The sequence below is a fragment of the Ruegeria sp. CDSC002 genome (genome assembly GCF_059610905.1).
Genome location: NZ_JBXWOM010000002.1, coordinates 107,800 through 132,048, shown reverse-complemented (window position 1 = coordinate 132,048; position 24,249 = coordinate 107,800). Strand labels below are relative to the sequence as shown.

Below are 24,249 nucleotides of genomic sequence, written 5' to 3'. Positions count from 1 at the left end.
GATGCGGGGGTAAAAAACATGTGCGCTACTCCTGCGGAGCCGCAGCATTGCGACCGGCCATGATCACGCTGATCGTATAGGCGGCTTCGGGGTTGAGACCGGCCAGAACACCTGCGGCGGAATCAGGCGGCATCCGCGACAGAAAGCCAGCCGCAAAGCCGGGGTCCATGGTTTCGAACAGGGCGGCTGCGTCCTTGGGTTTCATGCTCTGATACACATCCGTCAGGCGCGTCAGATCGGTCTCGGCGGCTTTTTCGGCGAAGGCCAGTGTCTGTCGCAGCGATTCTTCTGCCTTCTGCAAGGCAGCCAGGCGCGTTTCAATCGCCTGATCCGCGATATCCAGCGCCTTTTCTTTGTCTTGTAACGCGGCCTCTCGTTTCTTGAGCGCGTCTTCGCGGCGTAGCAATTCAGTCAACAATTCTTGCGCACCGGGCTGTTCGGCTTGGCTGCTCCTCGCCAGCGATGGGGCGGGATCGGATCCTTTAGCCAGCGCGGGCCCGGCCTCGAATCCTATTCTGATCGCGGCGGAACCGATCATAAGCATCGCGATCACCGCAAGAACGCCGCCTTTGGGACGGTTTTCTGCCCGCTTCCGCCTCATGTCGTGGCCTCGCTGCGGCTGTGACGCAGGAACATCAACCCACCCGGACGTTTGACCTGAGTCTCGGCTGGCGCGTCTTCTTCAATGACGGGCACTGAGTTGGCTTGGGACTGTTCTTCAGAAACAACCGGCTCAGGCTCTGGTGTAGGGATCTCGGTCGCCTCTTCATCGTCCGGCACGACGTCATGCATCGAGGCCATCATCAACTCAAGCCGCTGCGCCACTGTTTCGGCGCGCTCGGTCAGTTCCTTAAGAACGACGCCAGACTGATCCGAGGCTTCCCGCGCGGCCTCCAGTGACTTTTTCAACTCTTCCGCTTGCGAAGACAGCACGGCCACCGCACCACCGACGCCTTTTTCAAGGTCGGTAAAGCGTTTCAACCGCTTGGACAGGACGAAACAATAAAGACCCGCACCCATGGCACCTGCGACCAGCAAAATATCTGCAATCAGCTCCAACTTCGCCTCCTAGTTCAGTACGAATTCCATGACGAGAACATCGCGAACGCGGCCTTCGCCGACGACGATTTCGATACGCCGCAACAGGTGTCCTCGGATGCGCATGAGCGCGAGCGAATCCTCAAGATCAGAAACCTCAATCGCGCATAGATATCCGTTCAGCACGTCCATGATTCGCGGTTTCATCTTTTCCACATCCGCCATGTACGGCGCGTTCACCTCGAGCTGGGCATGAAACTTCAGATGTCGCGAGTCGCTGGTGTTTACCGAAACGACGACCGGAGTTAGGTCAACGAATCCAACCTTTGGCAGAGCCTTGGCAGGCCTGCTTTTCTCTGTTTCTTCGGTGTTCTGCACGACGGGTTTTCCGCCTATCGGCAACAGGCCGGTGGTGGTCAGGAAATACCCGCCCGCAGCACCGGCTATCGCCAGAACCGCGCCTACTATCATTCCCTTTTTCCCAGATTTTTCCGGAACTTCTGCCTGTTCTGCAGTCGCGTCGGTCATGACGTCCTCATTTCTTCAATCTGCAATCGTCATAACCCGACAGGGACTAACCGATTGTTAAGGGCAATCATCCAAACAAGGGATGCGTCGCACAGAATGTCGGCGAGTCGGAGGTGATCGTGCAGCAGATCGGAACTGTCTGGGCAAGTTTGGACAGGCGTAAACAAATCATTGTCGCGGGTGCAGTCGTGCTGATGTTTCTGGGGATCCTGGCGATGTCGCGTCTGGTGACAACACCGTCGATGACCCTGCTTTACGCCGGTTTAGAAAGCGGCGCTGCAGGGGATATTGTCCGTTCATTGGATCAGCGCGGTGTGCAGTATGAGATTCGCGGCGGCTCCATTTATGTGCCGGGATCACAACGGGATGAGCTGCGCTTGACGCTGGCCAGCGAAGGTCTGCCGGCAACCGGAAACCGGGGCTACGAGCTGCTGGATTCGCTCAGCGGGTTTGGCACAACGTCGCAGATGTTCGACGCCGCCTATTGGCGCGCCAAAGAAGGAGAGTTGGCCAGAACTATTGTCGGCAGCCCCCATATCAGCCAGGCACGTGTGCATATTGCCAACGGTTCAGCCAATCCGTTCCAACGCAGTTTTGCACCAACCGCATCGATCTACCTGGTCGCGTCGGGCACGGACATCACGTCGGATCAGGCAAAGGCGATCCGGTTTCTTGTGTCGTCCGCAGTCAGCGGACTGGCGCCCGAGAACGTCACCGTCATCGATTCGAATGGCGCAGTGATCGGAGCACAGGACAACCCGGTGTCCGCAGATACCGCTGACGATAAATCGCGCCAGCTGCGCGAACGGGTTCTGCGTCTGATCGAAGCCCGGGTCGGAGCTGGAAATGCGGTGGTCGAGGTGAGTGTCGATACGGTTACCAAGACAGAATCAATCCGCGAACGGCGTTTCGATCCCAATGGCCGTGTGGCCATCAGCACCGATGTCGAAGAGCGTTCGGACAGTGCCCGCAACCAATCCGGGGATGTGACGGTTGCGTCAAACCTGCCCGATGGCGATGGCGCGGGCGGGGACGAATCCAATTCTAACGCAACCCAGACCCGAGAACGGGTCAACTACGAGGTTTCCGAGACCGAGCTTGAGGTTCACAACGGCCCCGGCGCCATCAAGCGACTGACGGTTGCTGTTTTGGTAAACGGAACGCGATCCGTGGACGCAAACGGCAGTGAAACATTCACGCCGATGCCGCAGGCCGAGATGGATGCACTGCAGGAGCTTGTGGCCTCGGCAGTGGGCTACGATGCCGAGCGGGGCGACGTTATAACACTGAAATCGCTGGATCTGCCGGCGGTCGAGCCGCAGGGCAGTCTGGCAACCGCCTCGCTGTGGCAGAAGGTGCATTTCGACGCGATGTCGCTGATTCAGATGGCCGTGTTGGCACTGGTTTCCCTGGTACTTGGGGTGTTTGTCATCCGCCCTATTCTGACCCAACCCGCAACCGCTCCGGCACTGCTGCCCGCAGGTACAGCCCAGGAACCTGACGCATACCTGACCGGCGAAATTGCGACGGAAGAAGGCGGGCAATTCACCACCTTGCCGGGGCAGGGGCCCACCGGGAACGTTCCGGCGCTTGCGACCGATGCCGGGGCGGACCCGGTGGATCGGCTCAGGGCGATGATCGGCGACAAGCAGGAAGAAACGGTCGAAATCCTGCGCAGCTGGCTGGAAGAAGGTGAGGAGCGTGTGTGATGTCGATTGCCCATCTTCTTGAGGATTTCACTTTACAGGTCGGCGGCGGACAGCTGCACGTACTGGATGAGGACGCGTTAGAGGAACAAAGGCTGGCCTCGTTCGAGCAAGGCTATAGCGCCGGCTGGGAAGACGCGGTCCAGGCGCAAGAGCAGAGCCGGGGGCAGGTTTCGGCCGAATTGGCCAAATCGCTCGAAGATATGTCTTTTACCTACCATGAAGCGGTTAACCGGATGGCCCTGTCGCTGGAACCGATGTTTCAGAGCCTGACACAGCTGGTTTTGCCTGAAATGCTGGACCGAGGGTTTGCCGTTCGACTTGTCGAGCAGCTCACCGATATGGCGCGCGGGCAGATCGGACAGCCCATGCAAATCTTCGTACCCTCAGGTCGTGTGAACGAGGTGGAGGACCTGATCCCCGCCGAGCTTTCATCGCCTGTGCAGGTGATCGAAGACCCGACGCTTGAGGTAGGGCAGTCGCGGCTCAAGGTCGGGGTTTCCCAGCGCGAGGTGGATTGCAGCGGCTTGCTTGCTGCGGTCGATCAAGCCTTTCAGGCATATGTTTTTCAGGTAAAAGAGGCAGTGACCAATGAGTGATCCGCAAACCCCGAAATCCGAGAAGCCCAACCCGTTCGAGGCCGTTCCGATTGAAGTCACCGTATCGGTTGGCCGGGCGCGCCCTTTGATCCGTGATCTGCTGAACATGGGGGAAAACGCCGTGCTGATGCTGGACAAACGCATCGAGGATCCGGTTGACCTTTATGTCGGCGACCAACTTGTCGCGCGCGGTTTGCTAGAGGAGATGGAGGGCGAGCAGACCGGTCAGCTGGCTGTGCGTCTGACCGAAATCGCGGACCTGCAAAACGGGATCGGCTGATGCGCCGATTTCTAATTCTGGCGGTCGCGCTTGCGGTTTTGACCCCGTCTTTGACCACGGCGCAGGAGTTGTCTGTCTCGCTGGGCGAGGGCGGTTCGATATCTGCGCGAACGATTCAGTTGATCCTGTTGATCACCGTGCTCAGCCTGGCTCCGGGATTGGCGATCATGATCACCTGTTTTCCGTTTTTGATCACTGTTTTGGCGATCCTGCGCCAGGGTATCGGGTTGCAGCAATCTCCTCCCAATATGCTGATTGTCAGTCTGGCGCTGTTTCTGACTTATTTCATCATGGAGCCGGTCTTTTCCGAAGCCTGGACAACAGGAATTCAGCCGTTGGTCGATGAAACTATGGAGGTCGAGCCTGCATTAGAGCGTGCATTACAGCCGTTTCGCGGTTTCATGGCTGCGCGATTGGACCCCGATACGTTTCACGCCATGGCCGCCCTGCGCCCCGGTGGTGATGCCACAACGCTGTCGCCCGACGCGCCGCTGTCCATCCTGATGCCGTCTTTCATGCTGTCTGAAATTGCGCGCGCTTTTCAGATCGGTTTTCTGGTCTTTCTGCCATTTCTGATCATCGACCTTGTGGTTGCGGCGGTGCTGATGTCGATGGGGATGATGATGGTGCCGCCAGCCACAGTTTCCTTGCCGTTTAAACTGGCGTTTTTTGTCATCGCCGACGGGTGGTCCCTGATCGCCAGCGCGCTTGTGCGCAGTTATGCGACCTAGTTTTTTACTGCCGGGCGATTTGCAGACAGGCGCGCAGGCCGCAATCGCCGGCCTCAAAGCGCATTTCTCCGCCATGCTGTTCGGCCACGGTGGCGGCAATTGTCAGGCCCAAACCATAGCCGTCAGAAGATCCGGTGTTGGACCCACGACGAAATGGGGCCATCAGGTTTTCGATGTCCTCCACCGACAGATCGGTGCCCTTATCTTCGACCGTGATCGTCGCGGTGGTCGCATCGGTCGCCAACTGCACTTCGGCGTGTCGACCATATTTCAACGCGTTGTCGATCAAATTGGTCAGCGCACGCCTAAGCGATATGGGCCGCGCCATGACCAGAACGCGGCGTGTTTCGGTCAGCTGTCCGTGTCCGCGCCGGGACATGAAAACCGATGTAACCCCATCGACCGCGACGGGGTCGGTCTTTTTTAGTGTCACGGGCAGGTCCATATCCTGATAATCGGCGACCAGAGCCTCCACCAAAGAGGTCAGAGAAATCTGGCGCGGTTCCTCAACATCCAGTTCGGATCGCGTATAGGTCAGGACACTTTCGATCATGCCCGTCATCTGATCCACATCCGCCTCGAGCTTTTCGCGTAGTTCATCGTCGGGGATCAGAGCGGCACGCAGGCGCACGCGTGTCGCAGGGGTACCCAGATCGTGGCTGACGCCGGACAAAACCGTTGCCCGCTTTTCAAGCTGCGCGCGCTCGGCCTCAAGATGGGCGTTCACCGCCGAGACGATATCGCGCAGTTCATCCGGGCCATCCGCCTCGTAGCTTTCCGGCCCCCCAAGGCGCTGCCGTTCGCGCAACGCGCGGGCAAACCGGGTGAAGGTATCTGAGACGTTACTGACTGCGGATAAGATGACCGCCATTGCGACGATCCCCATAAGTATTGCGGGCAGACGTAAATCCGTTGGGGCCGCCTGACAGCCCCATATCTGTGTCCCGTCGACCTGATGCCAGGCCTCGCGTCCAAATTTCGCAATCAGGATCGGCTCACTGCAATATGTTGCCAGCAACCGGGTCAGGTTTCCCATCTTTTCAGGCCCGGTTTGATCACTGCCTGACACAATGTCCGACACCGGATAAACCAACCGGTCGGACAGGATCGCCACGGTTAATTCACGCCCGCTGAGCGGCGAGGAACTGTCGGTCAGGATCGAAAGGTTGGTGACGAAGCGGCGGTTTGAAAACCCGGGCAACCGCTGAAATTCACCATTATCGGCAAGGGCCGTATCCTGGGGCGGCAAGGGCGTAATCGACAACCCTTCGGAGGGGGCCATGCCTGTTCGCAATTCTTCGTAGACGGTGAACCCTGCTACAAAAGATTGCAGCAGGTAGTCATTCCAGGCGCGCGCCGAAGCGAACCATAACCCTGCAGACAGCAAACCGGCAGCAAAGGCTGAAAGGGTCCAAAGCCACCCCAGATTGCGCAGGCGCAGTGTCATTCTTCGACCGAAATGTCGGCGGCAAAGATATACCCGACCCCACGTTCCGTGCGCAGCATTTGCGGATCTTTCGGGTTGGTCTCGATCTTGGATCGCAGGCGACCGACGAGCATGTCGATGGCGCGGCCCTGCGCTTCGGACTTGTCACTGTCCCCCGTGACATCCAGTGCCGTGACGATTTCATCGCGCGTAAGCGGAATATGTGGATTGGCCAGCAAGACCTTGAGCAGGGCGGTTTCCCGCTGTGACAACGCGACCAAATAGCCTTCTGGCGAATGCAAATCATCACGCTTTCCGTCAAAGACCCAGCCGTCAAAACGGAAGGTGCGGGTTCTTCGGCGATACGCCAGCGAAGACGACCGCCGAGCGCGCTGCATCACTGCCCTGACACGGGCCAGCATCAATTGGGGGTTGAACGGTTTGGCAATGTAGTCGTCTGCCCCAACTTCGTACCCTGCCATGCGCTGATGGTCGGCGGACAGGGCAGAGACCAGAATGATCGGGACGTCCTGTTCGCGCCGTAACCGGGCGCAGATATCAATCCCGTTCTCGTCCCCCAGCATGACGTCCAACAAAATCAGATCGATCCGGCCATTGGATAGGTGCGCCCGGATTTCCCGCTCGGAACTGGCGGGTAGGGCGATGAAGCTGTTTTGCTGCAATAGCTGCGTCATCATCGACCGCATCTCAGGGTCGTCATCCACCACCAGAAGCCGCGGAATGCTCACTCTGTCTTCCCTCCCGATCTTTTCCCTCTGTCGTCGTCCATTGTAACGAATGGAAACAGATTCAATGCCAACGTAACACGCTGTAACAGAAGTGGTGAAAATTTGGGCCGTTTCCGTACTTTACTATGAATTCCGCTTTGCCAGACGGCGATCTGACCACAGTAATAGCGCCATCGCTGCTTTGGCAGTCACTGAGTTCTCAGGGAGGAGACAAAAAATGAAGCGTTTTGCATTTGCCACCGTTTCGACTTTGGCCGTTGTGGCCGGATCGTCCGTTGTGGCCGAGCCGCAGGCGGAAGTATTGCACTGGTGGACCTCGGGTGGCGAGGCCAAGTCGGTTGCCGTTCTGCAGGAAGAATTCGCCTCGAACGGCGGCACCTGGACCGACATGCCCGTCGCGGGTGGCGGTGGTGATGCGGCAATGACCGCGCTGCGTGCCCGGGTTCTCTCCGGTAATGCGCCGACCGCCGTTCAGCTGAAAGGCCCTGCCATTCAGGAATGGTACGAAGAAGGCGTTCTGGCCGACATTTCGAACGTTGCCGAGGCCGAAGGCTGGGCGGATGTCCTGCCTGCGTCGATCGCGGGCCATATGATGTGCGAAGGCACTTGGTGCGCTGCACCCGTGAACGTGCACCGCATCGACTGGATCTGGGCGAATGCTGATGTTCTGGCGGCAAACGACATCGAAATGCCCACCACATGGGATGAGTTCAACGCAGCAGCCGAAAAACTGCAGGCCGCTGGTGTGATCCCGCTGGCCCACGGTGGTCAGGCCTGGCAGGACGCGACCGTGTTTGAGGCGGTTGTCATGGGTATTGGTGGGCCAGAATTCTACCAGAAAGCCCTGGTCGATCTCGACCCCGAAGCGTTGACGTCCGACACAATGGTACAGGTCTTTGACCAGATGCGTACCATGCGTGGATATGTCGACGAGAACTTCTCGGGTCGCGACTGGAACCTGGCCACCGCCATGGTGATGAATGGCGAGGCCGCTTTCCAGATCATGGGTGACTGGGCCAAAGGTGAATTCCTGGCCGCTGGCAAGAAGCCCGGCGAAGATTTCCTGTGTGCCTCGACCCCCGGTGACGGTTATCTGTACAACGTCGACAGCTTTGCCATGTTCGAAGTCGAAGGTGACGACAACCGCGCCGGTCAGGAACTGCTGGCCAAACTGATCGTCGCACCGAACTTCCAGGAAGTGTTCAACCTGAACAAGGGTTCGATCCCTGCACGGACCGACGTAGCGCTGGATGCCTTTGATATCTGTGCGAAAATCTCGGCAGAAGACATGGGTACGACCTCGGCAGGTGGTTCGCTGCTGCCGTCTTACGCCCATGGCATGGCGCTGCGCGGGTCGCAGTCTGGTGCGATCACGGATGTTGTGACCGCACATTTCAACTCGGATATGTCCTCGGCTGACGCGGTTCAGCAACTGGCGGACGCAGTGGCCAACAGCTACTGATCCAAAACGCTCTGCCCCCTATACCGCGGGGCAGAGCACTTTTCCCCGGAGGAAAAAATGTCCGAATGGCTGGAAAACCACCTGCCCAAGGTGGTGCTGGCACCGTCGTTCATCGCCGTATTGATTTTTGTCTACGGATTTATCGGATGGACCGCATGGGTGTCGCTGACCCGATCGAAACTACTGCCGAAATACGAGATCCATGGCTTCATTCAGTATGAACGCCTGTTCGATTCCCCTCGCTGGGATACGGCAATCAACAACCTGTATATCTTTGGCGCGCTGTTCATCGTGATCGCGATGGTGCTGGGGCTGTTGCTGGCCATCCTGCTGGATCAGAAGATCCGCGTCGAAGGGGTTATTCGCACCATCTACCTGTACCCGATGGCACTGTCGATGATCGTGACCGGCACCGCATGGAAGTGGATCCTGAACCCAGGTCTGGGCATTGAATCCATGGTGCAGGGCTGGGGCTTTCCGAATTTCGAATTCGATTGGCTGGTGAACCCCGATTACGCTATCTACACCATTGTGATTGCCGCGATCTGGCAAAGCTCGGGCTTTGTTATGGCGCTGTTTCTGGCCGGGCTTCGTTCGGTGGATGGTGAAATCATCAAAGCCGCTCAAGTCGATGGTATCCCCACATGGCGCATCTATACGGCGATCATCATACCGTCGATGGCACCGATTTTCCTTTCTGCCTTCATCGTGCTGGCCCACCTAGCGATCAAGAGCTTTGACCTTGTCATCGCGCTGACAGGTGGCGGTCCGGGATACGCGACTGATCTGCCAGCCACATACATGTATGCCATGGCGTTTTCGCGCGGCGATATCGGTCAGGCGGCCTCTTCCGCGATGATCATGATGCTGGTCGTCTTTGCCATCGTGGTTCCATATCTTTATTCAGAGCTGAGGGCGAAAAATGACTGATCTGTCGATGCCCCAAACCCAAACCCGCTCGCAGAGCGCCACTGGCAAGATTGCCCTTCGTTGGCTGCTTTACGTCCTGCTGGGCCTGTTCGCGCTGTACTACCTGATGCCGCTGTTCGTGATGTTAACCACATCGTTGAAAAGCCTTGAGGAAATTCGCACTGGGTCCTTGATCTCACTGCCGCGCGAAGTCAGCTTCGATGCCTGGAAAACCGCGTGGTCCGGCGCTTGTACCGGTATCCAGTGTGAAGGTCTGCGGCCTTACTTCTGGAACTCTGTCCTGATCGCGGTGCCTGCGGTGTTTTTGTCCACCCTGATTGGTGCGCTGAACGGCTATGTCGTGGCGCAGTGGCGGTTCAAAGGCGCGAACATCATCTTCTCGCTGATGCTGTTTGGCTGCTTTATTCCGTTTCAGGTTGTTCTGCTGCCAATGGCGCGGCTGCTGGGCATGATGGGGATCGCCGGAACCATTCCGGGCCTGATCTTTGTCCACGTGATCTATGGCCTTGGCTTCACTACGCTGTTCTTCCGCAACTACTATGTCACCATTCCGGCCGAGCTGACCAAAGCCGCTCGGGTCGATGGGGCAGGCTTTCTGCGGATTTTCTGGTCGATCTTCCTGCCGCTGTCGCTGCCCATCATCGTGGTGACAGTGATCTGGCAGTTCACGCAGATCTGGAATGACTTCCTGTTCGGCGTGTCGTTCAGCCAGGCGGGCACGCAGCCCGTGACTGTGGCGCTCAACAACATCGTAAACTCCACCACCGGCGTCAAAGAGTACAACGTCGACATGGCCGCCGCGATCATCGCGGGGCTGCCGACGCTGCTCGTCTATGTCGTTGCCGGTAAGTATTTCATCCGCGGCCTGACCGCTGGCTCTGTGAAGGGATAACCCATGGCTCCCATCCTTGATATCAACAAACTCTACAAGAATTACGGCGCAACCGAAATTCTGAAGGACATCAACATCTCGATCGAACCGGGTGATTTCCTGGTGCTGGTCGGCCCCTCGGGCTGCGGTAAATCCACGCTGCTGAACTGCATTGCGGGATTGGAGGAAATCACCGACGGGACACTGGCGATTGGCGGCAAAGACATGACCCATGTCAGCCCCAAGGACCGCGACATCGCGATGGTGTTCCAATCCTACGCGCTGTATCCGACGATGAGCGTGGCCAAGAACATCACTTTCGGCATGAAGGTGCGCGGGGTTGATCAGGCAACGCAGGAGGCCAAGCTGAACGATGTGGTCTCGCTGTTGCAAATCGAGCCACTGCTGAACCGTCGTCCCAGCCAGCTATCCGGTGGTCAGCGTCAGCGTGTGGCGATGGGCCGGGCGCTGGTGCGCGATCCCAAGCTGTTCCTGTTTGATGAACCGCTGTCGAACCTCGATGCCAAGCTTCGGGTTGAGATGCGGACCGAGATCAAGAAGCTGCACCAGACATTGGACGCTTCCATCGTCTACGTGACCCACGATCAGATTGAGGCGATGACGCTGGCCACCAAGATCGTGGTCTTGAAGGGCGGTATCGTGCAGCAGATCGGCAGCCCGGCCGAAATTTATAACAACCCGGCCAATCTGTTTGTCGCTGATTTCATGGGCTCGCCGGCGATGAATCTGATCCCTGCGCAGGTCACCAAAAACGGGTCGGGTACACAAATCGTCATCTCGCGCGATGCCGGCGAAACGCTGGTTCTGAACGATGCGCGCGATCTGGCGTTGCCCGAGGATGTAATCCTGGGCCTGCGCCCCGAGGATATCGCCGAGGCGGGTTTCCGTGCGGGTGATGGCGTGCAGGAAGCGGCGTGCATGGTCGATATGGTCGAACCTGCAGGGGCCGACACCTATGTCGTATCAGAACTGGGCGGCAAGCAGGTGACCGCAAGGTTACATGCCGAAACCAGCGCGCAGGCGGGCAAGATGCTGAACTTGGCCTTCGATATGAGCAAAGTATCGTACTTCGCCAAAGAAACCGGCGAGCGCCTGAATTAAAAGAAAAAAACGCCGCGCGATTGAATTCGCGCGGCGTTTCTTTGCGTTTGAACTGGGTCAGCTGACCTTGTTCTAGCTCAAGTCCTTGATCAGGCGGTTCAAGTCGCCGCCACGGGCGTCCAGCATCGCGCCAACCTCGGTTCGTTCGGTCAGCAGCATATTCACCCCTTCGATGAACATGTTGAAGAACTTGTCGCGGCCTGATTTGTCCGAAACTAGGAATGTCACCTCGAACGGGGACGAGCCCTGCAGCTTAACCGAAGTGCGTACCTCGTAACCGGCCTTGATTTTCCGGGCCTTCCGGACGGTGACTTGCCCACCAATGAATTCGCGGAAACGTCGGCCATACTTGTTCGAGATATAGCCCTGAAACGCTTTGGTGAACTGCTTCAGCTGCGACGGGCTGGCCGAACGGGCATCCGCCCCCAGCACATAACGTGCCATGATCGGCACATCGGCATATTGCACAAAGACCTTTTCGAAATCGCGGATCATCGCCTTTTCGGATTTGCCCGAGGCGATAATGCGGTTGATGTCATCCACGACACTGACGACCAGAGCCTTGGCGCTGGCTTCAGTCTGGGCAAAGGCGGAAAAAGGCAGGGCGGTCAGTGCCAGACCGGCAAGGCCAGTGGCGACAAAACCGCGTCGGTTCATATGGTTACTCGGCATAGGGGTCCTCATAGGGGTCCTCGTATGGGTCTAGATAGGGATCTCTGACAGGGTCGGTCCCATTGTCTGCATAAGGGTCGTCGTAAAGACCCAGATAGGTTTCTTCGTCGTCTCTCGCCAGTTCGAAGCGGCGATTTTGTAGGTAAATGGTCCGCGCCTGCGCATAACTGTCTGCGCTTTCATACAGGATCGAGTCGACCGTGTCCGAAAAACGTCCCCGATCCCCCATCCGGCGCACGACCTCGGCATAGACACCGATATTGTCGACCGGACGGACCGGAGAGAAGTTGATCGGGTTCGAGAACAGGTTGACGATAACGCCAATCGAGTCCCGCTGCGTTGACGGACCATAGAGCGGCAGCTCGACATAAGCGCCCTCGCCAAAACCCCAGACGTGCAGCGTTTCACCGAAATCGGTATCCACAGGCGGAAGGTTCAGTTCGTCGGCAGGGGCTGACAACCCCAGACCACCAACGGTCGTGTTGATCACAAACTGCAGCAATGCGTTGCCCGACTGCTTAAGGTTGCCTTGCAGCAGGTAATCCACGGCTTGGCCCGGCATCGTCAGGTTTTCGGCAAAATGGTTAAAGCTGGTCACCATCGGGTCGGGCACGATCTTTACGTACCCTTTCGAGGCCGGGCGAAACAGAAATCGGTCGACACCAAGGTTGAACTTGTGGATGCCCCGGTTGTTGCGTTCGTACGGATCAAATGCTTCACCCTGCTGAACACCCTCCGGAGGGCGTGTGGTGCAGGCGCTGAGAACTGCCAATACGGACACAACGATCAGGGGTTTTAGGCTGATTCTGCTCAACACGGTCTTTGCCACTCCAAAACGTTCGGACAGTCCGTGCCCGAACACTTAATCAATACTCGCTTCGGCCGTTGTGCCCGGCCTACCCAAAGTCACATAGGCGTTTCGCTACCAATATGAAACAGATAGCGTTTAACCTGCCGAATAGGTCAACGTAAAGTGACACAGGTTCAACAGTTCAGAATAAGAAAAGTTACGCCCACAACCGGTGCAGGTCACATCGCCGTTTTCGCACTTTTCGATCCTTGCCTTCCCGGTTAGCTTCGCCCCGACTCAAATTTGGGAGGAGACCTCATGAGCATCGCGGCGAAACTGGAAAGCCTGGGTGTCAACCTACCGGACGCGCCTGCGCCGGCGGCCAACTACGTGCCCTTCGTGCGCGTGGGCAATATCGTCTATGTCTCGGGGCAGATCTCGAAGGCGGATGATCTGATCACTGGAAAGCTGGGCGACGACATGGAAGTTGAAGCAGGTGCTGCTGCAGCAAAGGTATGTGCGATCAACCTTCTGGCGCAGGTCAAAGCGGCCTGCGGTGGTGATATCGAAAAGCTGGTGCGCGTCATCAAGCTTACCGGGTTTGTGAACTCGACGGCAGATTTTACTTCGCAGCCGCAAGTCATCAACGGTGCGTCGGACTTTCTGGTCGAAGCGCTGGGCGATGCAGGTCGCCATTCGCGTTCGGCCGTCAGTGCGGCGGCACTGCCCTTGGGCGTCGCGGTTGAGATCGAAGGTATCTTCGAAGTTCAATGACGCCCGCGCTGCCTGACGTATTCCTTCAAGTCCCGCTGGCGCATCGCGCGCTGCACGATAAACAGGACAACCGCCCGGAAAACAGCCGGGCGGCCATTCGCGCCGCCGTGGACGCCGGGTATGGGATTGAGATTGATCTGCAACGAACCTCGGACAACCGAGCCATGGTGTTTCATGACTATGACATGACCCGCCTGACCGGACAGCCCGGCCCGATCCAGCTGATCACGTCGGTTCAGGCATCAGGCACCACGCTGTTGCACGCGGACGATGGCATCCCGACGCTGGATGAGGTGCTGCACATCGTGTCAGGCAAAGTACCGCTGCTGATCGAATTCAAGGATCAGGACGGCGCGATGGGCACATCAGTGGGCCCTCTGGAACAAGACGCCGTGCGTGCATTGTCAGGTTACGATGGGCCGGTGGCGTTGATGTCGTTCAACCCCAACTCGGTCGCTGAACTGGCGCGGCTGGCACCGCATCTGCCGCGTGGCATCGTGACGGGATCGTACCAGCCCAAGGTCGAGCTTTTACCTCAGAGTGTTTGTGACCACCTGCGCGACATTCCGGATTTCGACCGTGTCGGGGCCAGTTTCATCAGCCATGAGGTCGAAGACCTTGACCGCCCCCGTGTGGTTGAACTGAAGGCACGCGGTGTACCGATCCTGTGCTGGACCGTGCGGTCGCCTGAACAAGAGGCAGAGGCCCGCGAAATTGCGGACAATGTGACCTTCGAAGGGTATCTGGCTGTACAACCGGGTTGAACCAGCCCTGCAACGTCACAGATAAAGATCAGAGGCGGAGGGCAAATGGATCAGGCACAGATCGAGGTTCGGGTGCTGGGCTCGTTGTCGCAGATATCTGCGGCGGAATGGGACAGCTGCGCCTGTCCCGAGGTTGCCGATGGCGGCCGTCCGCTTGATCCGTTCACCACCCACCGGTTCCTGCTTGCGCTTGAACACAGCGGCTCGGTCGGGCGCGGAACTGGCTGGCAACCGCAATACCTGACGGCCTATCTGGACGGGATGCTGATCGCGGCGGCGCCGATGTATGCCAAATCCCACAGTCAAGGCGAATATATCTTCGACCACAACTGGGCGCATGCCTATGAAGGCGCCGGGGGTCGTTATTATCCCAAGCTGCAGATCGCCGTGCCGTTCACACCCGCAACAGGTCGGCGTTTTCTGGTGCGCCCCGGCTATGACTCGGTTGGCATGTCTGCGCTGGTGCAGGGGGCGGTGCAATTGGCTGCGGATAATCAGGTGTCTTCGGTCCACGCAACCTTCTGCACCGAAGCGGAGGCGTTGGCGGGCGAACAGATGGGCCTTATGCTGCGTCAGTCGCAGCAGTTTCACTGGCTGAATGACGAATATCAAGATTTCGACGAATTTCTTGCGGCGTTGTCATCGCGCAAGCGCAAGAATATCCGCAAAGAACGGGCGCAGGCCATCGATTTTGGCGGCGAAATCCGCACGCTGACAGGGGATGACCTGCGTCCCGAACACTGGGATGCCTTCTGGCAGTTCTATCAGGACACCGGATCCCGTAAATGGGGCGTGCCCTATCTGACCCGCCAATTCTTTGATATTGCACATGAAACCATGGCGGACGACATGGCCTTGGTGCTGGCTGAAAGGGACGGATACCCCATCGCCGGGGCTTTGAATTTCATCGGCCGCGAAACGCTTTTTGGCCGGTATTGGGGTTGCACTGAGCACCACGCCTGCCTGCATTTCGAACTGTGCTATTATAGGGCGATCGATTTTGCCATTGCGGAAGGTCTGGCGCGGGTAGAAGCAGGCGCGCAGGGTGAACATAAGCTGGCGCGCGGTTACTTGCCCACGCGCACGCATAGCTTGCATTGGGTCAATGACCCGGGCTTTGCCGATGCGATCAAGAAATATCTGGACGCCGAGGCCCACGCAGTGGGAGAAGAGATCGAGATTCTGACAGATTACGGTCCGTTCAGAAAATCGAATCCGGAGGAACAGCAATGACGGAACTATTGTCGACCGAAACTCGCGGCCCTCTTCTTGATCCGCTGTTCGACAACGGCTGGACCATGGTCACCGACCGGGACGCAATTACCAAGACCTTCATATTCGAGGATTTTGTTCATGCCTTTGGCTGGATGACCCAGGTGGCGATCTTTGCCGAGAAATGGAACCACCATCCCGAATGGTCAAACGTGTACCGCACGGTCGAGGTCGTCCTATCCACCCATGATGTGGGCGGTTTGTCAGCGCTGGATGCCAAGTTGGCGCGTAAAATGGACAGCCTCGTTTAACGGTCTCCTCTGGATCCCATGCCGCCGGCCAGAGAAGCTATTTCACCCAGACGACGGAAATCGGCGGGTGTGACCGTGCCGTTGCTGACGTCGATGTCTCGTGGAATACCGGTTGTCCGATTCCCAACCGAACGAACGCTGCGCGCCGCCGGATTGATGTCCAAACAACGCGTATCATAGCACGTCAGGCCCGAAGTACTGATCTGGATCTGGGGTTGTCCGTTCGGTCCGGTCACCACGGGGGCCTGCGGCGCATCACAGGCGGCAAGAAACCCCAGAATGCCGAGGGCTATCCACTTTTTCATACCACGCTCCTATCGTTCAACCCGGTCGTGCGATCAATCCAACTGGCCGTTTCCGTCCCGATCGGCGGCCAGAAAATCATCGCCCATCTGCTGGTCATACTCTGATCGTGAAATAAAGCTGTCGTTGTTGCGGTCAACGTTTTGAAACCGCTTTATGTCCAGAAACGGCTTGGCTTCTTCCAGACCCAGTGTTCCGTTCTTGTCTTCGTCCATGGCCTGAAAAGCATAGTCCGAAAAGGCGTTGAACTCGTCCTTGGACAGGAAGCCATCGTTGTTGGAATCAATGGCGTTCAGTTCCTTTTCGTGCAGTTCAGACACTGTTTCCGCCAAGGTTGCACTGGCCACCAGAATGATCGTTGTCGTTAGAATAGCTGTTTTCATCATCATTCTCTCCTCAGCACGCGTAACGCTGGCCCGAGACACCGCCCGTGACGGCCCCTGCTGCGGTCAGGATGTCCTTGCCGGTGCCACCACCGAATTGATTGCCAATCGCCCCGCCGATCAGTGCGCCGCCTAGTGTGCCGCCGAGGCAGGCGATCTCATGCTGTCGTGCTTGCTGCTGCTGAGGTGTCGGGGCCGGGCCACACGCTGCCAGCGAGCCTGCAGCACCCAGAATGACTGTGATGACTTTGAGCTTCATCAAAAAAACTCCCTGAATGAATGGGGCAAGTATCGACCCATCAGGAAGTCGCATCAAGTGAAATAGGGTTAACGTGGCCCCGGCTGTACCGGGGCCCGAGTGACCTAGATGGCCTCAAGCAGACCTTCGCCCGCGGAAATCTCGCACGCACCGGGGTTTTCCTCGAGGTTCAGCGCAACGACTTTGCCATCTTCGACCAACATCGCATAGCGCTTTGAGCGTGCAAGCAGGCCGACGGGCGGGGCGTCGAAATCCATTCCGATGGCCTTGGTGAATTCGGATGCGGCGTCGGCCAGCATGGTCAGGCCCGCATCCGTCGCACCTGTGGAGTCGCCCCATGCTCCCATGACGAACGGATCGTTGACCGAAATGCAGATGATTTCATCCACACCTTTGGCGTCGAACTGATCTTTGGTGCGGATAAAGCTTGGCACATGGGCCGTCGTGCACGTACCGGTAAATGCGCCGGGAACGGCAAAGATCACGACTTTGCGGCCCTTGGTCTTTGTTGAGACACGAACTTCTTCTGGACCCTCGGCGCCCATTTGAATCAACGTTGCGTCGGGAAGCGTATCACCGGTTGAAATCATCTTGTTCCTCCTGTCGATTGGATTTGCAGAGTCGGCCTCAGCCGCAATATAGGTGAGCCAGAGAATGAAACCACGGGAATTTGACAGGGCAGGACGAACATGAGCCATATTGTTGTGATCGGAGCCGGGCAGGCGGGATCATCTCTTGTTGCAAGGCTGCGCAAGGACGGGTTTGAAGGCGATATCACGCTGATCGGTGCCGAGCAGCATCTGCCCTATCAGCGCCCCCCACTGTCCAAAGCTTATCTGCTGGGAGAGATGGAGCTTGAACGCCTGTTCCTACGCCCCGAAAGTTTCTACGCCGAAAACAATATCACCCTGCGTCTGGGTCAGCGCGTGACCGCGATCGACCCCAAGGCCAAGACCGTGACCCTAGGTGACGAGGTGATTTCATATGACGAACTGGCCCTGACCACTGGTTCCGACCCGCGTTACCTGCCTGCTGCCATTGGCGGTGATCTCAAAGGCGTCCATGTCGTGCGCGACTTGACCCATATCGACGAGATGGAGCCCCGCGTGAAAGACGGCGCCCGCGCCCTGATCGTTGGTGGTGGTTATATCGGGCTTGAAGCGGCCGCCGTCTGTGCCAAGCGCGGGGTCAAGGTTACTCTGGTCGAGATGGCGGAACGGATTTTGCAACGCGTCGCGGCACCGGAAACCAGCGACTATTTCCGTGCTCTGCATTCCGAATACGGTGCCGACATCCGTGAAGGCGTCGGGCTGGATCGTCTGGTCGGCGAAGGCGGCAAGGTCACCGGGGCCATTCTGACTGATGGCACCAAGCTTGAGGTTGATTTCGTCGTGGTTGGCGTGGGCATCGCACCCTCGACCCAATTGGCCGAGATGGCCGGGTTGGAATTGGACAACGGCATCAAAACGGATGCCCATGGTCGCACATCTGATCCGGCTATCTGGGCGGCGGGCGATTGCGCGTCGTTCCCGCATGATGGTGGCCGTATCCGGCTGGAAAGCGTACCGAATGCCATCGATCAGGCCGAGATCGTTGCTCAGAACATGCTGGGTGCCGCCAGGGATTATGTGGCGACGCCGTGGTTCTGGTCGGACCAATATGACGTCAAACTACAGATCGCAGGTCTGAACACCGGCTATGACCGCGTGGTTACCCGCAAGGGCGACGGGCAGACGGTGTCCTTCTGGTATTACAAAGGCGATCAGTTGATCGCGGTCGACGCGATGAATGACCCACGTGCCTATATGGTGGGCAAACGCCTGATTGATGCAGGCAAAACTGCCGACCCGGCCGTCGTGGCGGACCCAGATGCGGACCTGAAACCGCTGCTCAAAGCGTGAGGATCATCGCCGGAGAATTCCGGGGCCGCGCCTTGGCCTCGGTCGGCAAAGGCGATGCCGGGGCGCATCTGCGTCCCACCACTGACCGCGTGCGTGAAAGCCTGTTCAATGTGCTGAGCCATCAGATCGACTTTGATGGGCTGCGTGTTCTGGACCTTTTCGCCGGCACCGGAGCATTGGGGCTTGAGGCGCTGTCGCGCGGCGCGGCGCATGTGACGTTCGTGGATGACGGGCGTGTCGCGCAGGGACTGATCCGTAAGAACATTGATCTGACCCACAGCAAGGATCGTACCGATCTAATCCGTCGCGACGCGACACGGTTGGGTGACAATACGGGCACGCCTTGTGATCTGATTTTTCTTGATCCGCCTTACGGCAAAAGCCTGGGACAAAAGGCGCTTGCGACGGTCACTCAAGGGGGGTGGCTGGCAAAAGACGCCTTGATCGTCTGGGAAGAAAACGCCCCCATGGAAGCGCCAGAAGGGTTTGACCTGCACAATACGCGTAAATACGGCGACACGCATATTTCGCTGATGTGGCGGGCAGAGGTCTGACATGCACGACCTGGTCATCTTCGACTGCGATGGTGTTTTGGTCGACAGTGAGCCCCTGTCCAATCAGGTGATGGTTGCGAACTTTGCCTGACATGGACTGTCCTTGACGGCGGAGGAGTGCCACAGGGTTTTCACCGGCAGGACCATGCCGGAAGTGCAGGATATCGCGCGCGATTTGGGGGCCAACCTGCCCGAGAACTGGATTATGGAATTCGATGCCGAAACCGACGCCCGACTGCGTCAGGGTGTTCCTTTGGTTCCGGGTGTAGCGGAATTGCTGACGCTCTTGGATGCGCGCGGAATTCCTTTCTGCGTGGCGTCCAATGGCGGGCCTGACAAAATGCGAGTCACGCTGGGGCAGAATGGCCTTTGGGATCGCTTCAAGGATGTGATGTTTTCAGCCTACACTTTGGGCGTCGGTAAGCCCGACCCCACCATGTTCTTTACAGCAGCCCGTCAATTTGAGGCCACCGCGCCAGTTGTAATTGAAGACACTGCCAGCGGCGTCACCGCAGCAATCCGTGCCAATATGCGTTGTCTGGGCTATGTGCCTGACGGAAAAGGTGCATTTCTGGCGGACCTCGGAGCAGAGGTTTTCACCGACATGGCCGGGGTTCCGACGCTTTTGGGAATCTGACCTGACCATGGTAAGCTCGGCCCATGGACCGCGCTTTGACCTCACCTCTCTGGACACCTTCTAAGGACGCCGAAGCCCGCACCGGCCCCGAGCCTAAGCCAATGCGCGCGCCTGTGTTCATCCACGACGCGATTACGCCGTGGGGCAGGGAAACATTGCTGCTGAAACTCCTGCGCGAACAGGCGTCAGATCAGGACGAATAGGTCGGGTGGAACTTATCGCCCGGTGACAGGGTAAAGATATCAACACCATCAGCCGTCACACCCACCGAGTGTTCGAACTGCGCTGACAGTGACTTGTCGCGGGTCACAGCGGTCCAGTCATCGGCCAGTGTTTTCGTCTCAGGACGGCCAAGGTTCACCATCGGTTCGATGGTAAAGAACATGCCCTCTTCCAGAACTGCGCCAGTGCCCGGACGGCCATAGTGCAGCACGTTTGGCGGCGCGTGGAATACCCTGCCCAGACCGTGGCCACAGAAATCCCGGACAACGCTCATCCGATGCGCCTCGACATAGGCCTGAATGGCGTGGCCGATATCACCGAAGGTGTTGCCCGGCTTGACCGCCTCGATGCCTTTGAACAGGGCATCATGTGTCACTTGGACCAGACGCTCAGCCTTGCGGGGCAGTTTGCCCGCAACATACATGCGCGAAGTATCGCCGAACCAGCCGTCTACGATGACCGTAACGTCGATGTTCAGAATGTCGCCATCCTTCAGCTTCTTGTCACCGGGAATGCCATGGCAGACCACGTGATTCACGCTGATACAGCTGGCATGCTGATAGCCCTTGTAGCCAATTGTTGCCGATGTCGCGCCTGCATCCTCGACCATCTGCGTGATCATGCCATCAATCGCGCCAGTGGTCTGGCCCGGAAAGACATGTTCTGCAATATCGTCGAGTATCCGCGCGGCCAAAGCCCCTGCCACATGCATGCCGGCAAAGTCACCCTGTTCGTAAATGCGGATGCCGTCCTTGGTCAGGCGGCCACGATGTTCTTTCATCGACGCTAAGCTCCAAATGTTGCGCGCAGCCTGCCTTTTACGCTGCTTGTGCAGAAAGTTCCAGAGGGTGCGCGTTTGCGGGTGTTAGATGGCGCGGAACGCCCCCGGATCAAGGCTGCAAAGCCTGTCAAATTCGCTCAAAATCATAATTTCAGATAGAATGTTGTTCTTTCCCAGTGAGATCGTTTTGGAGGGTCAAAATGTCCAGCAATTCTGCCAGTTTTATCGGTGAAATTCCACACCATTACGATCAGGGTCTGGGACCGAACATTTTCGTAGACTATGCCGACAGGTTAACCGGGCTGTGTGGTGGCCTTGAAACGGGTCGCGTTCTGGAGCTTGCCGCAGGAACGGGAATTGTCAGCCGTAAGCTGCGCAACGCGTTAAACCCGTCTGTTTCGCTGACGGTTTCGGACCTTAATCCGCCCATGTTGGAGATTGCAAAAGCAAAGTTCTCCGGCAGTGAGAATGTCGAGTTTGTCCAAGCGAACGCAATGGAACTGCCCTTCGAAGACAACAGTTTTGACCTGATCGTTTGCCAGTTTGGCGTGATGTTCTTTCCAGACAAAACTGCGTCATATCGCGAAGCTGCCCGTGTTCTGAAGCCAGGTGGCCGGTACGTTTTCAACGTCTGGAGCGAAATGTCCGAAAACCCGTTTTCCGAAACAGCTCACAAAGCGGCGATGACGTTCTTTCCCGAAAACCCACCGGGATTCTACAAGGTCCCGTTCCACTATGGCGACCCCGACATCGTACACGCGGACCTTGAGGCCGCAGGTTGGGGAACCGTTACGCACGAAACCATCAGGCTGAACAAACCAATCGCCGACCTTGAGAAATTTGCGACAGCTCTGGTGTATGGAAATCCGTTGATTGACGAAATCAGAGCGCGCGGAGGCGTCGATCCGGATGCGGTTGTGGCCGAAATGCTGTCGGCGCTGCGGTCCAGATTTGTGGCCAGTGATATGGTGATGCCCCTGTCAGCAACCCAGTTCGAATGCCGAAACAAGGGGTGAACCGGACCTGACGGTGGGCGGGTGACATTATCCGGGCAGGTTAAAGTCCCCGAACCGTGTGGTATCCACCCAAACACCGTCGGGCGAAATTTGCGTACCATACACCAATCGCTCGACACCCTTCGCCTGTGCTGTCTCAAATGCTGCCGCATAGGCCGCGTCTATATCCGCCGCCAAACCAAACCGATCGCAATCGGTGCGTTGCACCAGATACAACATGATCGCGCGATGTCCTTGTGTCACCATGGCCGTCAGCTCTCCTAGATGTTTGGTACCGCGTGCGGTGACGCTGTCGGGGAACTCTGCCAAACATGGTTCACGGGACAGGGTCACGCTTTTGACCTCGACATAGGCGTCGGGCAGGCCAGGTTGCGTCAGCAGAAAATCAATACGGCTGTTTTCGCCGTACTTCACCTCGGGACGGACGGTTTCATAGGCTGCAAGCTCAGGTATTTCACCGGCTTCAAGGGACGCGCGCAGGGCTTTGTTGGGCACCGAGGTGTCAACACCGGTAAAATGCCCGTTCTCATGATCGACCAGACGCCAGCCATATTTCAGTTTTTTCTTCGGGTCATCGTTGGGTTCCAACCAGATCTTCTCGCCGGGTTCCGCCAAACCCATCATTGACCCCGGATTGGCGCAATGGGCGGTTACTTCACGCCCGTCCTCCAACTGGCAATCGGCCAGGAAGCGTTTGTAGCGGCGGATCAGGCGGGCGGGGATCAATGGGGTGGCAAACTTCATGCCACCCGGCTTAACGCGCGCCCGCCCGTATGGGAAGTGTCAGACGAGGCCCGCCATTACGCCACCATCAACATCCCAGACTGCCCCAGTGACCCAACCCGCATCATCGGACAGAAGATGGGTGACCGTATGCGCCACATCCTCGGGCCGACCGACGCGGCCGATCGGGTGGAAAGCGTCGAAAGCATCGGTCAAGGTCGCCTCGATCTGGTCCGGCGCGATAAAGGCACCATAGATGGGGGTCACCACCACTGCCGGAGAAACGGCGTTCACTCGGATCTTATGTTCCGCCAGTTCCATTGCCAGATGCTGCGTCAGGGAATGAAGCCCGGCTTTGGCCATCGAATAGGCCGAGGACGGTGTGGCGCGAACTGCCTGTTTTGCCCACATAGAGCCTATGTTGACGATATTTCCGCCTCCGTTGGCTATCATGTTTTCGACCACGGCCTGCGTGATGAAAAAGGTCGCGCGGTTCAGGTCCAGATAGCTGTCGTAATCCTCGGCCGTGTGTTCCATGAATGGTTTTGGCGCGAATGTCCCGGCTGCATTCACCAATCCCTGAATGTGACGCGTGTCCGATTTGATCTGGTTGATCAGCCTTTCGACGTCTGCCGCATCACGCAGGTTCGCGCGGTGTATGTCCGCGGCGCCGCCAAGTTCCGCTTTCGCCGCGTCCAGCTTGCCAGCGGATGACCCGACAAGGGTCACGTGCCCGCCGCTTGCTATGATTTGGCGCGCTGTGGCGAGACCCATTCCGCTGGATCCGCCGACGATAAGTGTTGTTGTCTGTGTCATGATCAGATTCCCTATCTACTGATAGGTAGATATATTGAGCTTGGAAACTGAAATACAACCCCCTATCTAGTGGTAGGTAATTTTTAGATTGATGTGCAGATGCCCAAAACAGAAAAACCCTTGTCAGAAACTGCCAGCCGTATTTTGGATGTGGCCGAACGTATGGCGCGACAAGGCGGATATTATGCTTTCAGTTTTCGCGACATCGCAGCAGAAATCGGCATCAAATCGGCCAGCATTCACTACCATTTTCCCACCAAGGAAGCTTTGGGTGAGGCGCTGGTTACCCGGTACACTGATCGGTTCCTGGGGGCGTTGGGACGGTTGGACGAAGCCACGCCTTTGGAATCTCTTGAACAATATGTGGCGGCATATCGACAAGCATTGATCGAACAGGACCTTATGTGCCTGTGCGGTATGTTCGGTGCTGAAATCGCAAGGTTGCCGGACCCGGTCGCCAGAAGAACGCGTGAGTTTTTCGAACGCAATCTCGTATGGCTGGAAACGGTTTTCCGGGCCGCAGGGGCCGCGAATCCCGAAGCCCGAGCAGGGGAAACGATTGCCCGCCTGGAAGGGGCGATGATTCTGGCGCGGTCGATGAACGATATGGACCTGTTCCAACGCGTCACTGCCGATTTGCCTGCCCAAACGCTGCGAGAATGACAAACGGGCCTTGCGAGGTTCAGCAG

Annotated in this window: 31 protein-coding genes and 1 pseudogene; 18 read left to right on the top strand and 14 right to left on the bottom strand. The window is 57.7% G+C overall.

Features of this window, described 5'->3' with window-relative positions; all coding sequences use genetic code 11:
• Positions 1 to 25: 25 nt before the first annotated feature.
• The 3 genes from AC2FJE_RS04750 to AC2FJE_RS04740 are packed head-to-tail and all read right to left on the bottom strand — an operon-like array spanning position 26 to position 1,566.
• Entirely contained in the window at positions 26 to 601 is a 576-nt protein-coding gene (locus AC2FJE_RS04750) for a MotE family protein (RefSeq protein WP_496755378.1), read from the bottom strand.
• Positions 598 to 1,059 (bottom strand): hypothetical protein, encoded by a 462-nt coding sequence (locus AC2FJE_RS04745; RefSeq protein ID WP_496760693.1) that lies wholly within the window; start codon positions 1,057 to 1,059, stop codon positions 598 to 600. Before AC2FJE_RS04745 ends, AC2FJE_RS04750 begins: the two co-directional genes overlap by 4 nt.
• Positions 1,060 to 1,068: 9 nt before the next feature.
• On the bottom strand, positions 1,069 to 1,566 hold the full coding sequence (locus AC2FJE_RS04740) for a flagellar basal body-associated FliL family protein (RefSeq protein ID WP_496760692.1): 498 nt from the start codon (positions 1,564 to 1,566) through the stop codon (positions 1,069 to 1,071).
• A 119-nt stretch (positions 1,567 to 1,685) separates the two neighbouring features.
• On the opposite strand from AC2FJE_RS04740, the gene fliF reads away from it, so the two are divergent.
• Genes fliF through fliP form a run of 4 tightly spaced genes read left to right on the top strand, consistent with a single transcriptional unit; the run spans position 1,686 to position 4,882 of the window.
• A complete protein-coding gene (fliF, locus tag AC2FJE_RS04735; RefSeq protein WP_496760691.1) occupies positions 1,686 to 3,275 on the top strand; it encodes a flagellar basal-body MS-ring/collar protein FliF in 1,590 nt (529 codons plus the stop codon).
• Positions 3,275 to 3,871 (top strand): FliH/SctL family protein, encoded by a 597-nt coding sequence (locus AC2FJE_RS04730; RefSeq protein WP_496760690.1) that lies wholly within the window; start codon positions 3,275 to 3,277, stop codon positions 3,869 to 3,871. Before fliF ends, AC2FJE_RS04730 begins: the two co-directional genes overlap by 1 nt.
• Positions 3,864 to 4,151 carry a FliM/FliN family flagellar motor switch protein gene (locus tag AC2FJE_RS04725; RefSeq protein WP_496760689.1) on the top strand — a complete coding sequence of 96 codons (288 nt, stop codon included), beginning with the start codon at positions 3,864 to 3,866 and terminating at the stop codon, positions 4,149 to 4,151. Before AC2FJE_RS04730 ends, AC2FJE_RS04725 begins: the two co-directional genes overlap by 8 nt.
• Positions 4,151 to 4,882: a flagellar type III secretion system pore protein FliP gene (gene fliP / locus AC2FJE_RS04720; RefSeq protein ID WP_282119612.1), complete on the top strand. Its 732-nt coding sequence runs from the start codon at positions 4,151 to 4,153 to the stop codon at positions 4,880 to 4,882. Before AC2FJE_RS04725 ends, fliP begins: the two co-directional genes overlap by 1 nt.
• Positions 4,883 to 4,886: 4 nt before the next feature.
• Here fliP and AC2FJE_RS04715 read toward each other — a convergent pair whose 3' ends face one another.
• Together AC2FJE_RS04715 and AC2FJE_RS04710 are read right to left on the bottom strand one after the other, a co-directional pair.
• Positions 4,887 to 6,329 carry a sensor histidine kinase gene (locus AC2FJE_RS04715; RefSeq protein WP_282119611.1) on the bottom strand — a complete coding sequence of 481 codons (1,443 nt, stop codon included), beginning with the start codon at positions 6,327 to 6,329 and terminating at the stop codon, positions 4,887 to 4,889.
• Positions 6,326 to 7,057 (bottom strand): response regulator transcription factor, encoded by a 732-nt coding sequence (locus AC2FJE_RS04710; protein ID WP_058275016.1) that lies wholly within the window; start codon positions 7,055 to 7,057, stop codon positions 6,326 to 6,328. Before AC2FJE_RS04710 ends, AC2FJE_RS04715 begins: the two co-directional genes overlap by 4 nt.
• Positions 7,058 to 7,274: 217 nt before the next feature.
• Here AC2FJE_RS04710 and AC2FJE_RS04705 point away from each other — a divergent pair, with 217 nt between their 5' ends.
• The 4 genes from AC2FJE_RS04705 to AC2FJE_RS04690 are packed head-to-tail and all read left to right on the top strand — an operon-like array spanning position 7,275 to position 11,442.
• A complete protein-coding gene (locus AC2FJE_RS04705) occupies positions 7,275 to 8,519 on the top strand; it encodes an ABC transporter substrate-binding protein (protein WP_058279073.1) in 1,245 nt (414 codons plus the stop codon).
• A gap of 57 nt (positions 8,520 to 8,576) precedes the next feature.
• Positions 8,577 to 9,449 carry a carbohydrate ABC transporter permease gene (locus tag AC2FJE_RS04700; protein ID WP_058275014.1) on the top strand — a complete coding sequence of 291 codons (873 nt, stop codon included), beginning with the start codon at positions 8,577 to 8,579 and terminating at the stop codon, positions 9,447 to 9,449.
• Entirely contained in the window at positions 9,442 to 10,341 is a 900-nt protein-coding gene (locus AC2FJE_RS04695) for a carbohydrate ABC transporter permease (RefSeq protein WP_058279072.1), read from the top strand. Before AC2FJE_RS04700 ends, AC2FJE_RS04695 begins: the two co-directional genes overlap by 8 nt.
• 3 nt (positions 10,342 to 10,344) lie before the next feature.
• Entirely contained in the window at positions 10,345 to 11,442 is a 1,098-nt protein-coding gene (locus AC2FJE_RS04690) for an ABC transporter ATP-binding protein (protein ID WP_496760688.1), read from the top strand.
• A gap of 72 nt (positions 11,443 to 11,514) precedes the next feature.
• Here the strand turns inward: AC2FJE_RS04690 and AC2FJE_RS04685 are convergent, their stop codons facing one another.
• A complete protein-coding gene (locus AC2FJE_RS04685; protein WP_058275011.1) occupies positions 11,515 to 12,114 on the bottom strand; it encodes an MlaC/ttg2D family ABC transporter substrate-binding protein in 600 nt (199 codons plus the stop codon).
• A complete protein-coding gene (locus AC2FJE_RS04680) occupies positions 12,104 to 12,931 on the bottom strand; it encodes an MlaA family lipoprotein (RefSeq protein ID WP_082649379.1) in 828 nt (275 codons plus the stop codon). Before AC2FJE_RS04680 ends, AC2FJE_RS04685 begins: the two co-directional genes overlap by 11 nt.
• A 291-nt stretch (positions 12,932 to 13,222) precedes the next feature.
• On the opposite strand from AC2FJE_RS04680, the gene AC2FJE_RS04675 reads away from it, so the two are divergent.
• From AC2FJE_RS04675 to AC2FJE_RS04660, 4 genes are read left to right on the top strand one after another with little or no spacing between them, the layout of a single operon-like run.
• Positions 13,223 to 13,678, top strand: coding sequence for a RidA family protein (locus AC2FJE_RS04675; RefSeq protein ID WP_496755374.1), 456 nt, complete (start codon positions 13,223 to 13,225; stop codon positions 13,676 to 13,678).
• Positions 13,675 to 14,442, top strand: coding sequence for a glycerophosphodiester phosphodiesterase family protein (locus AC2FJE_RS04670; RefSeq protein WP_496760687.1), 768 nt, complete (start codon positions 13,675 to 13,677; stop codon positions 14,440 to 14,442). The genes AC2FJE_RS04675 and AC2FJE_RS04670 overlap by 4 nt, the downstream gene beginning before the upstream one ends.
• A 45-nt stretch (positions 14,443 to 14,487) precedes the next feature.
• The gene (locus tag AC2FJE_RS04665) at positions 14,488 to 15,675 is read left to right on the top strand and encodes a GNAT family N-acetyltransferase (RefSeq protein WP_496755372.1); all 1,188 of its coding nucleotides are present in this window, start codon (positions 14,488 to 14,490) and stop codon (positions 15,673 to 15,675) included.
• Complete coding sequence (locus tag AC2FJE_RS04660) at positions 15,672 to 15,965, top strand: 4a-hydroxytetrahydrobiopterin dehydratase (protein WP_058275007.1); 294 nt, start codon at positions 15,672 to 15,674, stop codon at positions 15,963 to 15,965. Before AC2FJE_RS04665 ends, AC2FJE_RS04660 begins: the two co-directional genes overlap by 4 nt.
• Here AC2FJE_RS04660 and AC2FJE_RS04655 read toward each other — a convergent pair.
• From AC2FJE_RS04655 to AC2FJE_RS04640, 4 genes are all read right to left on the bottom strand, one after another.
• Positions 15,962 to 16,270 (bottom strand): hypothetical protein, encoded by a 309-nt coding sequence (locus AC2FJE_RS04655; RefSeq protein ID WP_058279069.1) that lies wholly within the window; start codon positions 16,268 to 16,270, stop codon positions 15,962 to 15,964. The genes AC2FJE_RS04660 and AC2FJE_RS04655 overlap by 4 nt on opposite strands.
• 33 nt (positions 16,271 to 16,303) lie before the next feature.
• Positions 16,304 to 16,654 (bottom strand): EF-hand domain-containing protein, encoded by a 351-nt coding sequence (locus AC2FJE_RS04650; RefSeq protein WP_496760686.1) that lies wholly within the window; start codon positions 16,652 to 16,654, stop codon positions 16,304 to 16,306.
• Between the two features lie 10 nt (positions 16,655 to 16,664).
• On the bottom strand, positions 16,665 to 16,910 hold the full coding sequence (locus AC2FJE_RS04645) for a hypothetical protein (RefSeq protein WP_282152276.1): 246 nt from the start codon (positions 16,908 to 16,910) through the stop codon (positions 16,665 to 16,667).
• 104 nt (positions 16,911 to 17,014) lie between these two features.
• A complete protein-coding gene (locus tag AC2FJE_RS04640) occupies positions 17,015 to 17,500 on the bottom strand; it encodes a peroxiredoxin (RefSeq protein WP_282152277.1) in 486 nt (161 codons plus the stop codon).
• A gap of 99 nt (positions 17,501 to 17,599) precedes the next feature.
• On the opposite strand from AC2FJE_RS04640, the gene AC2FJE_RS04635 reads away from it, so the two are divergent.
• The 4 genes and pseudogenes from AC2FJE_RS04635 (at position 17,600) to AC2FJE_RS04620 (ending at position 20,205) form a co-directional block, all read left to right on the top strand.
• Positions 17,600 to 18,811 carry an NAD(P)/FAD-dependent oxidoreductase gene (locus AC2FJE_RS04635; protein ID WP_282152278.1) on the top strand — a complete coding sequence of 404 codons (1,212 nt, stop codon included), beginning with the start codon at positions 17,600 to 17,602 and terminating at the stop codon, positions 18,809 to 18,811.
• Complete coding sequence (gene rsmD / locus AC2FJE_RS04630) at positions 18,808 to 19,365, top strand: 16S rRNA (guanine(966)-N(2))-methyltransferase RsmD (protein WP_496755369.1); 558 nt, start codon at positions 18,808 to 18,810, stop codon at positions 19,363 to 19,365. The genes AC2FJE_RS04635 and rsmD overlap by 4 nt, the downstream gene beginning before the upstream one ends.
• Position 19,366: 1 nt before the next feature.
• Positions 19,367 to 20,002 (top strand): annotated as a pseudogene (locus AC2FJE_RS04625) (HAD family hydrolase).
• 23 nt (positions 20,003 to 20,025) lie between these two features.
• Positions 20,026 to 20,205, top strand: coding sequence for a hypothetical protein (locus AC2FJE_RS04620; RefSeq protein ID WP_496755368.1), 180 nt, complete (start codon positions 20,026 to 20,028; stop codon positions 20,203 to 20,205).
• Here the strand turns inward: AC2FJE_RS04620 and map are convergent.
• Complete coding sequence (gene map / locus AC2FJE_RS04615; protein WP_282119598.1) at positions 20,193 to 21,005, bottom strand: type I methionyl aminopeptidase; 813 nt, start codon at positions 21,003 to 21,005, stop codon at positions 20,193 to 20,195. The two genes, AC2FJE_RS04620 and map, sit on opposite strands and share 13 nt — an antisense overlap.
• Positions 21,006 to 21,205: 200 nt before the next feature.
• Between map and AC2FJE_RS04610 the strand changes: the two genes are divergently transcribed.
• Positions 21,206 to 22,021: a class I SAM-dependent methyltransferase gene (locus AC2FJE_RS04610; protein ID WP_496755367.1), complete on the top strand. Its 816-nt coding sequence runs from the start codon at positions 21,206 to 21,208 to the stop codon at positions 22,019 to 22,021.
• 27 nt (positions 22,022 to 22,048) lie between these two features.
• Here the strand turns inward: AC2FJE_RS04610 and sfsA are convergent, their stop codons facing one another.
• Positions 22,049 to 22,765, bottom strand: coding sequence for a DNA/RNA nuclease SfsA (sfsA, locus tag AC2FJE_RS04605; RefSeq protein ID WP_496760685.1), 717 nt, complete (start codon positions 22,763 to 22,765; stop codon positions 22,049 to 22,051).
• Between the two features lie 39 nt (positions 22,766 to 22,804).
• Positions 22,805 to 23,560 (bottom strand): SDR family NAD(P)-dependent oxidoreductase, encoded by a 756-nt coding sequence (locus AC2FJE_RS04600; RefSeq protein WP_496755365.1) that lies wholly within the window; start codon positions 23,558 to 23,560, stop codon positions 22,805 to 22,807.
• 99 nt (positions 23,561 to 23,659) lie between these two features.
• On the opposite strand from AC2FJE_RS04600, the gene AC2FJE_RS04595 reads away from it, so the two are divergent.
• Positions 23,660 to 24,223: a TetR/AcrR family transcriptional regulator gene (locus AC2FJE_RS04595; RefSeq protein WP_496755364.1), complete on the top strand. Its 564-nt coding sequence runs from the start codon at positions 23,660 to 23,662 to the stop codon at positions 24,221 to 24,223.
• Positions 24,224 to 24,249: the final 26 nt, after the last annotated feature.

Coding starts and splice junctions, on each gene's coding strand:
- AC2FJE_RS04675 (WP_496755374.1), top strand. CDS start 13,223: ATGAGCATCGCGGCGAAACTGGAAAGCCTGGGTGTCAACCTACCGGAC.
- AC2FJE_RS04635 (WP_282152278.1), top strand. CDS start 17,600: ATGAGCCATATTGTTGTGATCGGAGCCGGGCAGGCGGGATCATCTCTT.
- AC2FJE_RS04685 (WP_058275011.1), bottom strand. CDS start 12,114: ATGCCGAGTAACCATATGAACCGACGCGGTTTTGTCGCCACTGGCCTT.
- AC2FJE_RS04730 (WP_496760690.1), top strand. CDS start 3,275: ATGTCGATTGCCCATCTTCTTGAGGATTTCACTTTACAGGTCGGCGGC.
- AC2FJE_RS04725 (WP_496760689.1), top strand. CDS start 3,864: ATGAGTGATCCGCAAACCCCGAAATCCGAGAAGCCCAACCCGTTCGAG.
- AC2FJE_RS04700 (WP_058275014.1), top strand. CDS start 8,577: ATGTCCGAATGGCTGGAAAACCACCTGCCCAAGGTGGTGCTGGCACCG.
- AC2FJE_RS04640 (WP_282152277.1), bottom strand. CDS start 17,500: ATGATTTCAACCGGTGATACGCTTCCCGACGCAACGTTGATTCAAATG.
- AC2FJE_RS04650 (WP_496760686.1), bottom strand. CDS start 16,654: ATGATGAAAACAGCTATTCTAACGACAACGATCATTCTGGTGGCCAGT.
- AC2FJE_RS04595 (WP_496755364.1), top strand. CDS start 23,660: ATGCCCAAAACAGAAAAACCCTTGTCAGAAACTGCCAGCCGTATTTTG.
- AC2FJE_RS04705 (WP_058279073.1), top strand. CDS start 7,275: ATGAAGCGTTTTGCATTTGCCACCGTTTCGACTTTGGCCGTTGTGGCC.
- AC2FJE_RS04600 (WP_496755365.1), bottom strand. CDS start 23,560: ATGACACAGACAACAACACTTATCGTCGGCGGATCCAGCGGAATGGGT.
- AC2FJE_RS04620 (WP_496755368.1), top strand. CDS start 20,026: ATGGACCGCGCTTTGACCTCACCTCTCTGGACACCTTCTAAGGACGCC.
- AC2FJE_RS04690 (WP_496760688.1), top strand. CDS start 10,345: ATGGCTCCCATCCTTGATATCAACAAACTCTACAAGAATTACGGCGCA.
- AC2FJE_RS04670 (WP_496760687.1), top strand. CDS start 13,675: ATGACGCCCGCGCTGCCTGACGTATTCCTTCAAGTCCCGCTGGCGCAT.
- AC2FJE_RS04645 (WP_282152276.1), bottom strand. CDS start 16,910: ATGAAGCTCAAAGTCATCACAGTCATTCTGGGTGCTGCAGGCTCGCTG.
- AC2FJE_RS04715 (WP_282119611.1), bottom strand. CDS start 6,329: ATGACACTGCGCCTGCGCAATCTGGGGTGGCTTTGGACCCTTTCAGCC.
- AC2FJE_RS04665 (WP_496755372.1), top strand. CDS start 14,488: ATGGATCAGGCACAGATCGAGGTTCGGGTGCTGGGCTCGTTGTCGCAG.
- AC2FJE_RS04655 (WP_058279069.1), bottom strand. CDS start 16,270: ATGAAAAAGTGGATAGCCCTCGGCATTCTGGGGTTTCTTGCCGCCTGT.
- AC2FJE_RS04740 (WP_496760692.1), bottom strand. CDS start 1,566: ATGACCGACGCGACTGCAGAACAGGCAGAAGTTCCGGAAAAATCTGGG.
- AC2FJE_RS04610 (WP_496755367.1), top strand. CDS start 21,206: ATGTCCAGCAATTCTGCCAGTTTTATCGGTGAAATTCCACACCATTAC.
- AC2FJE_RS04750 (WP_496755378.1), bottom strand. CDS start 601: ATGAGGCGGAAGCGGGCAGAAAACCGTCCCAAAGGCGGCGTTCTTGCG.
- map (WP_282119598.1), bottom strand. CDS start 21,005: ATGAAAGAACATCGTGGCCGCCTGACCAAGGACGGCATCCGCATTTAC.
- AC2FJE_RS04660 (WP_058275007.1), top strand. CDS start 15,672: ATGACGGAACTATTGTCGACCGAAACTCGCGGCCCTCTTCTTGATCCG.
- sfsA (WP_496760685.1), bottom strand. CDS start 22,765: ATGAAGTTTGCCACCCCATTGATCCCCGCCCGCCTGATCCGCCGCTAC.
- fliP (WP_282119612.1), top strand. CDS start 4,151: ATGCGCCGATTTCTAATTCTGGCGGTCGCGCTTGCGGTTTTGACCCCG.
- AC2FJE_RS04695 (WP_058279072.1), top strand. CDS start 9,442: ATGACTGATCTGTCGATGCCCCAAACCCAAACCCGCTCGCAGAGCGCC.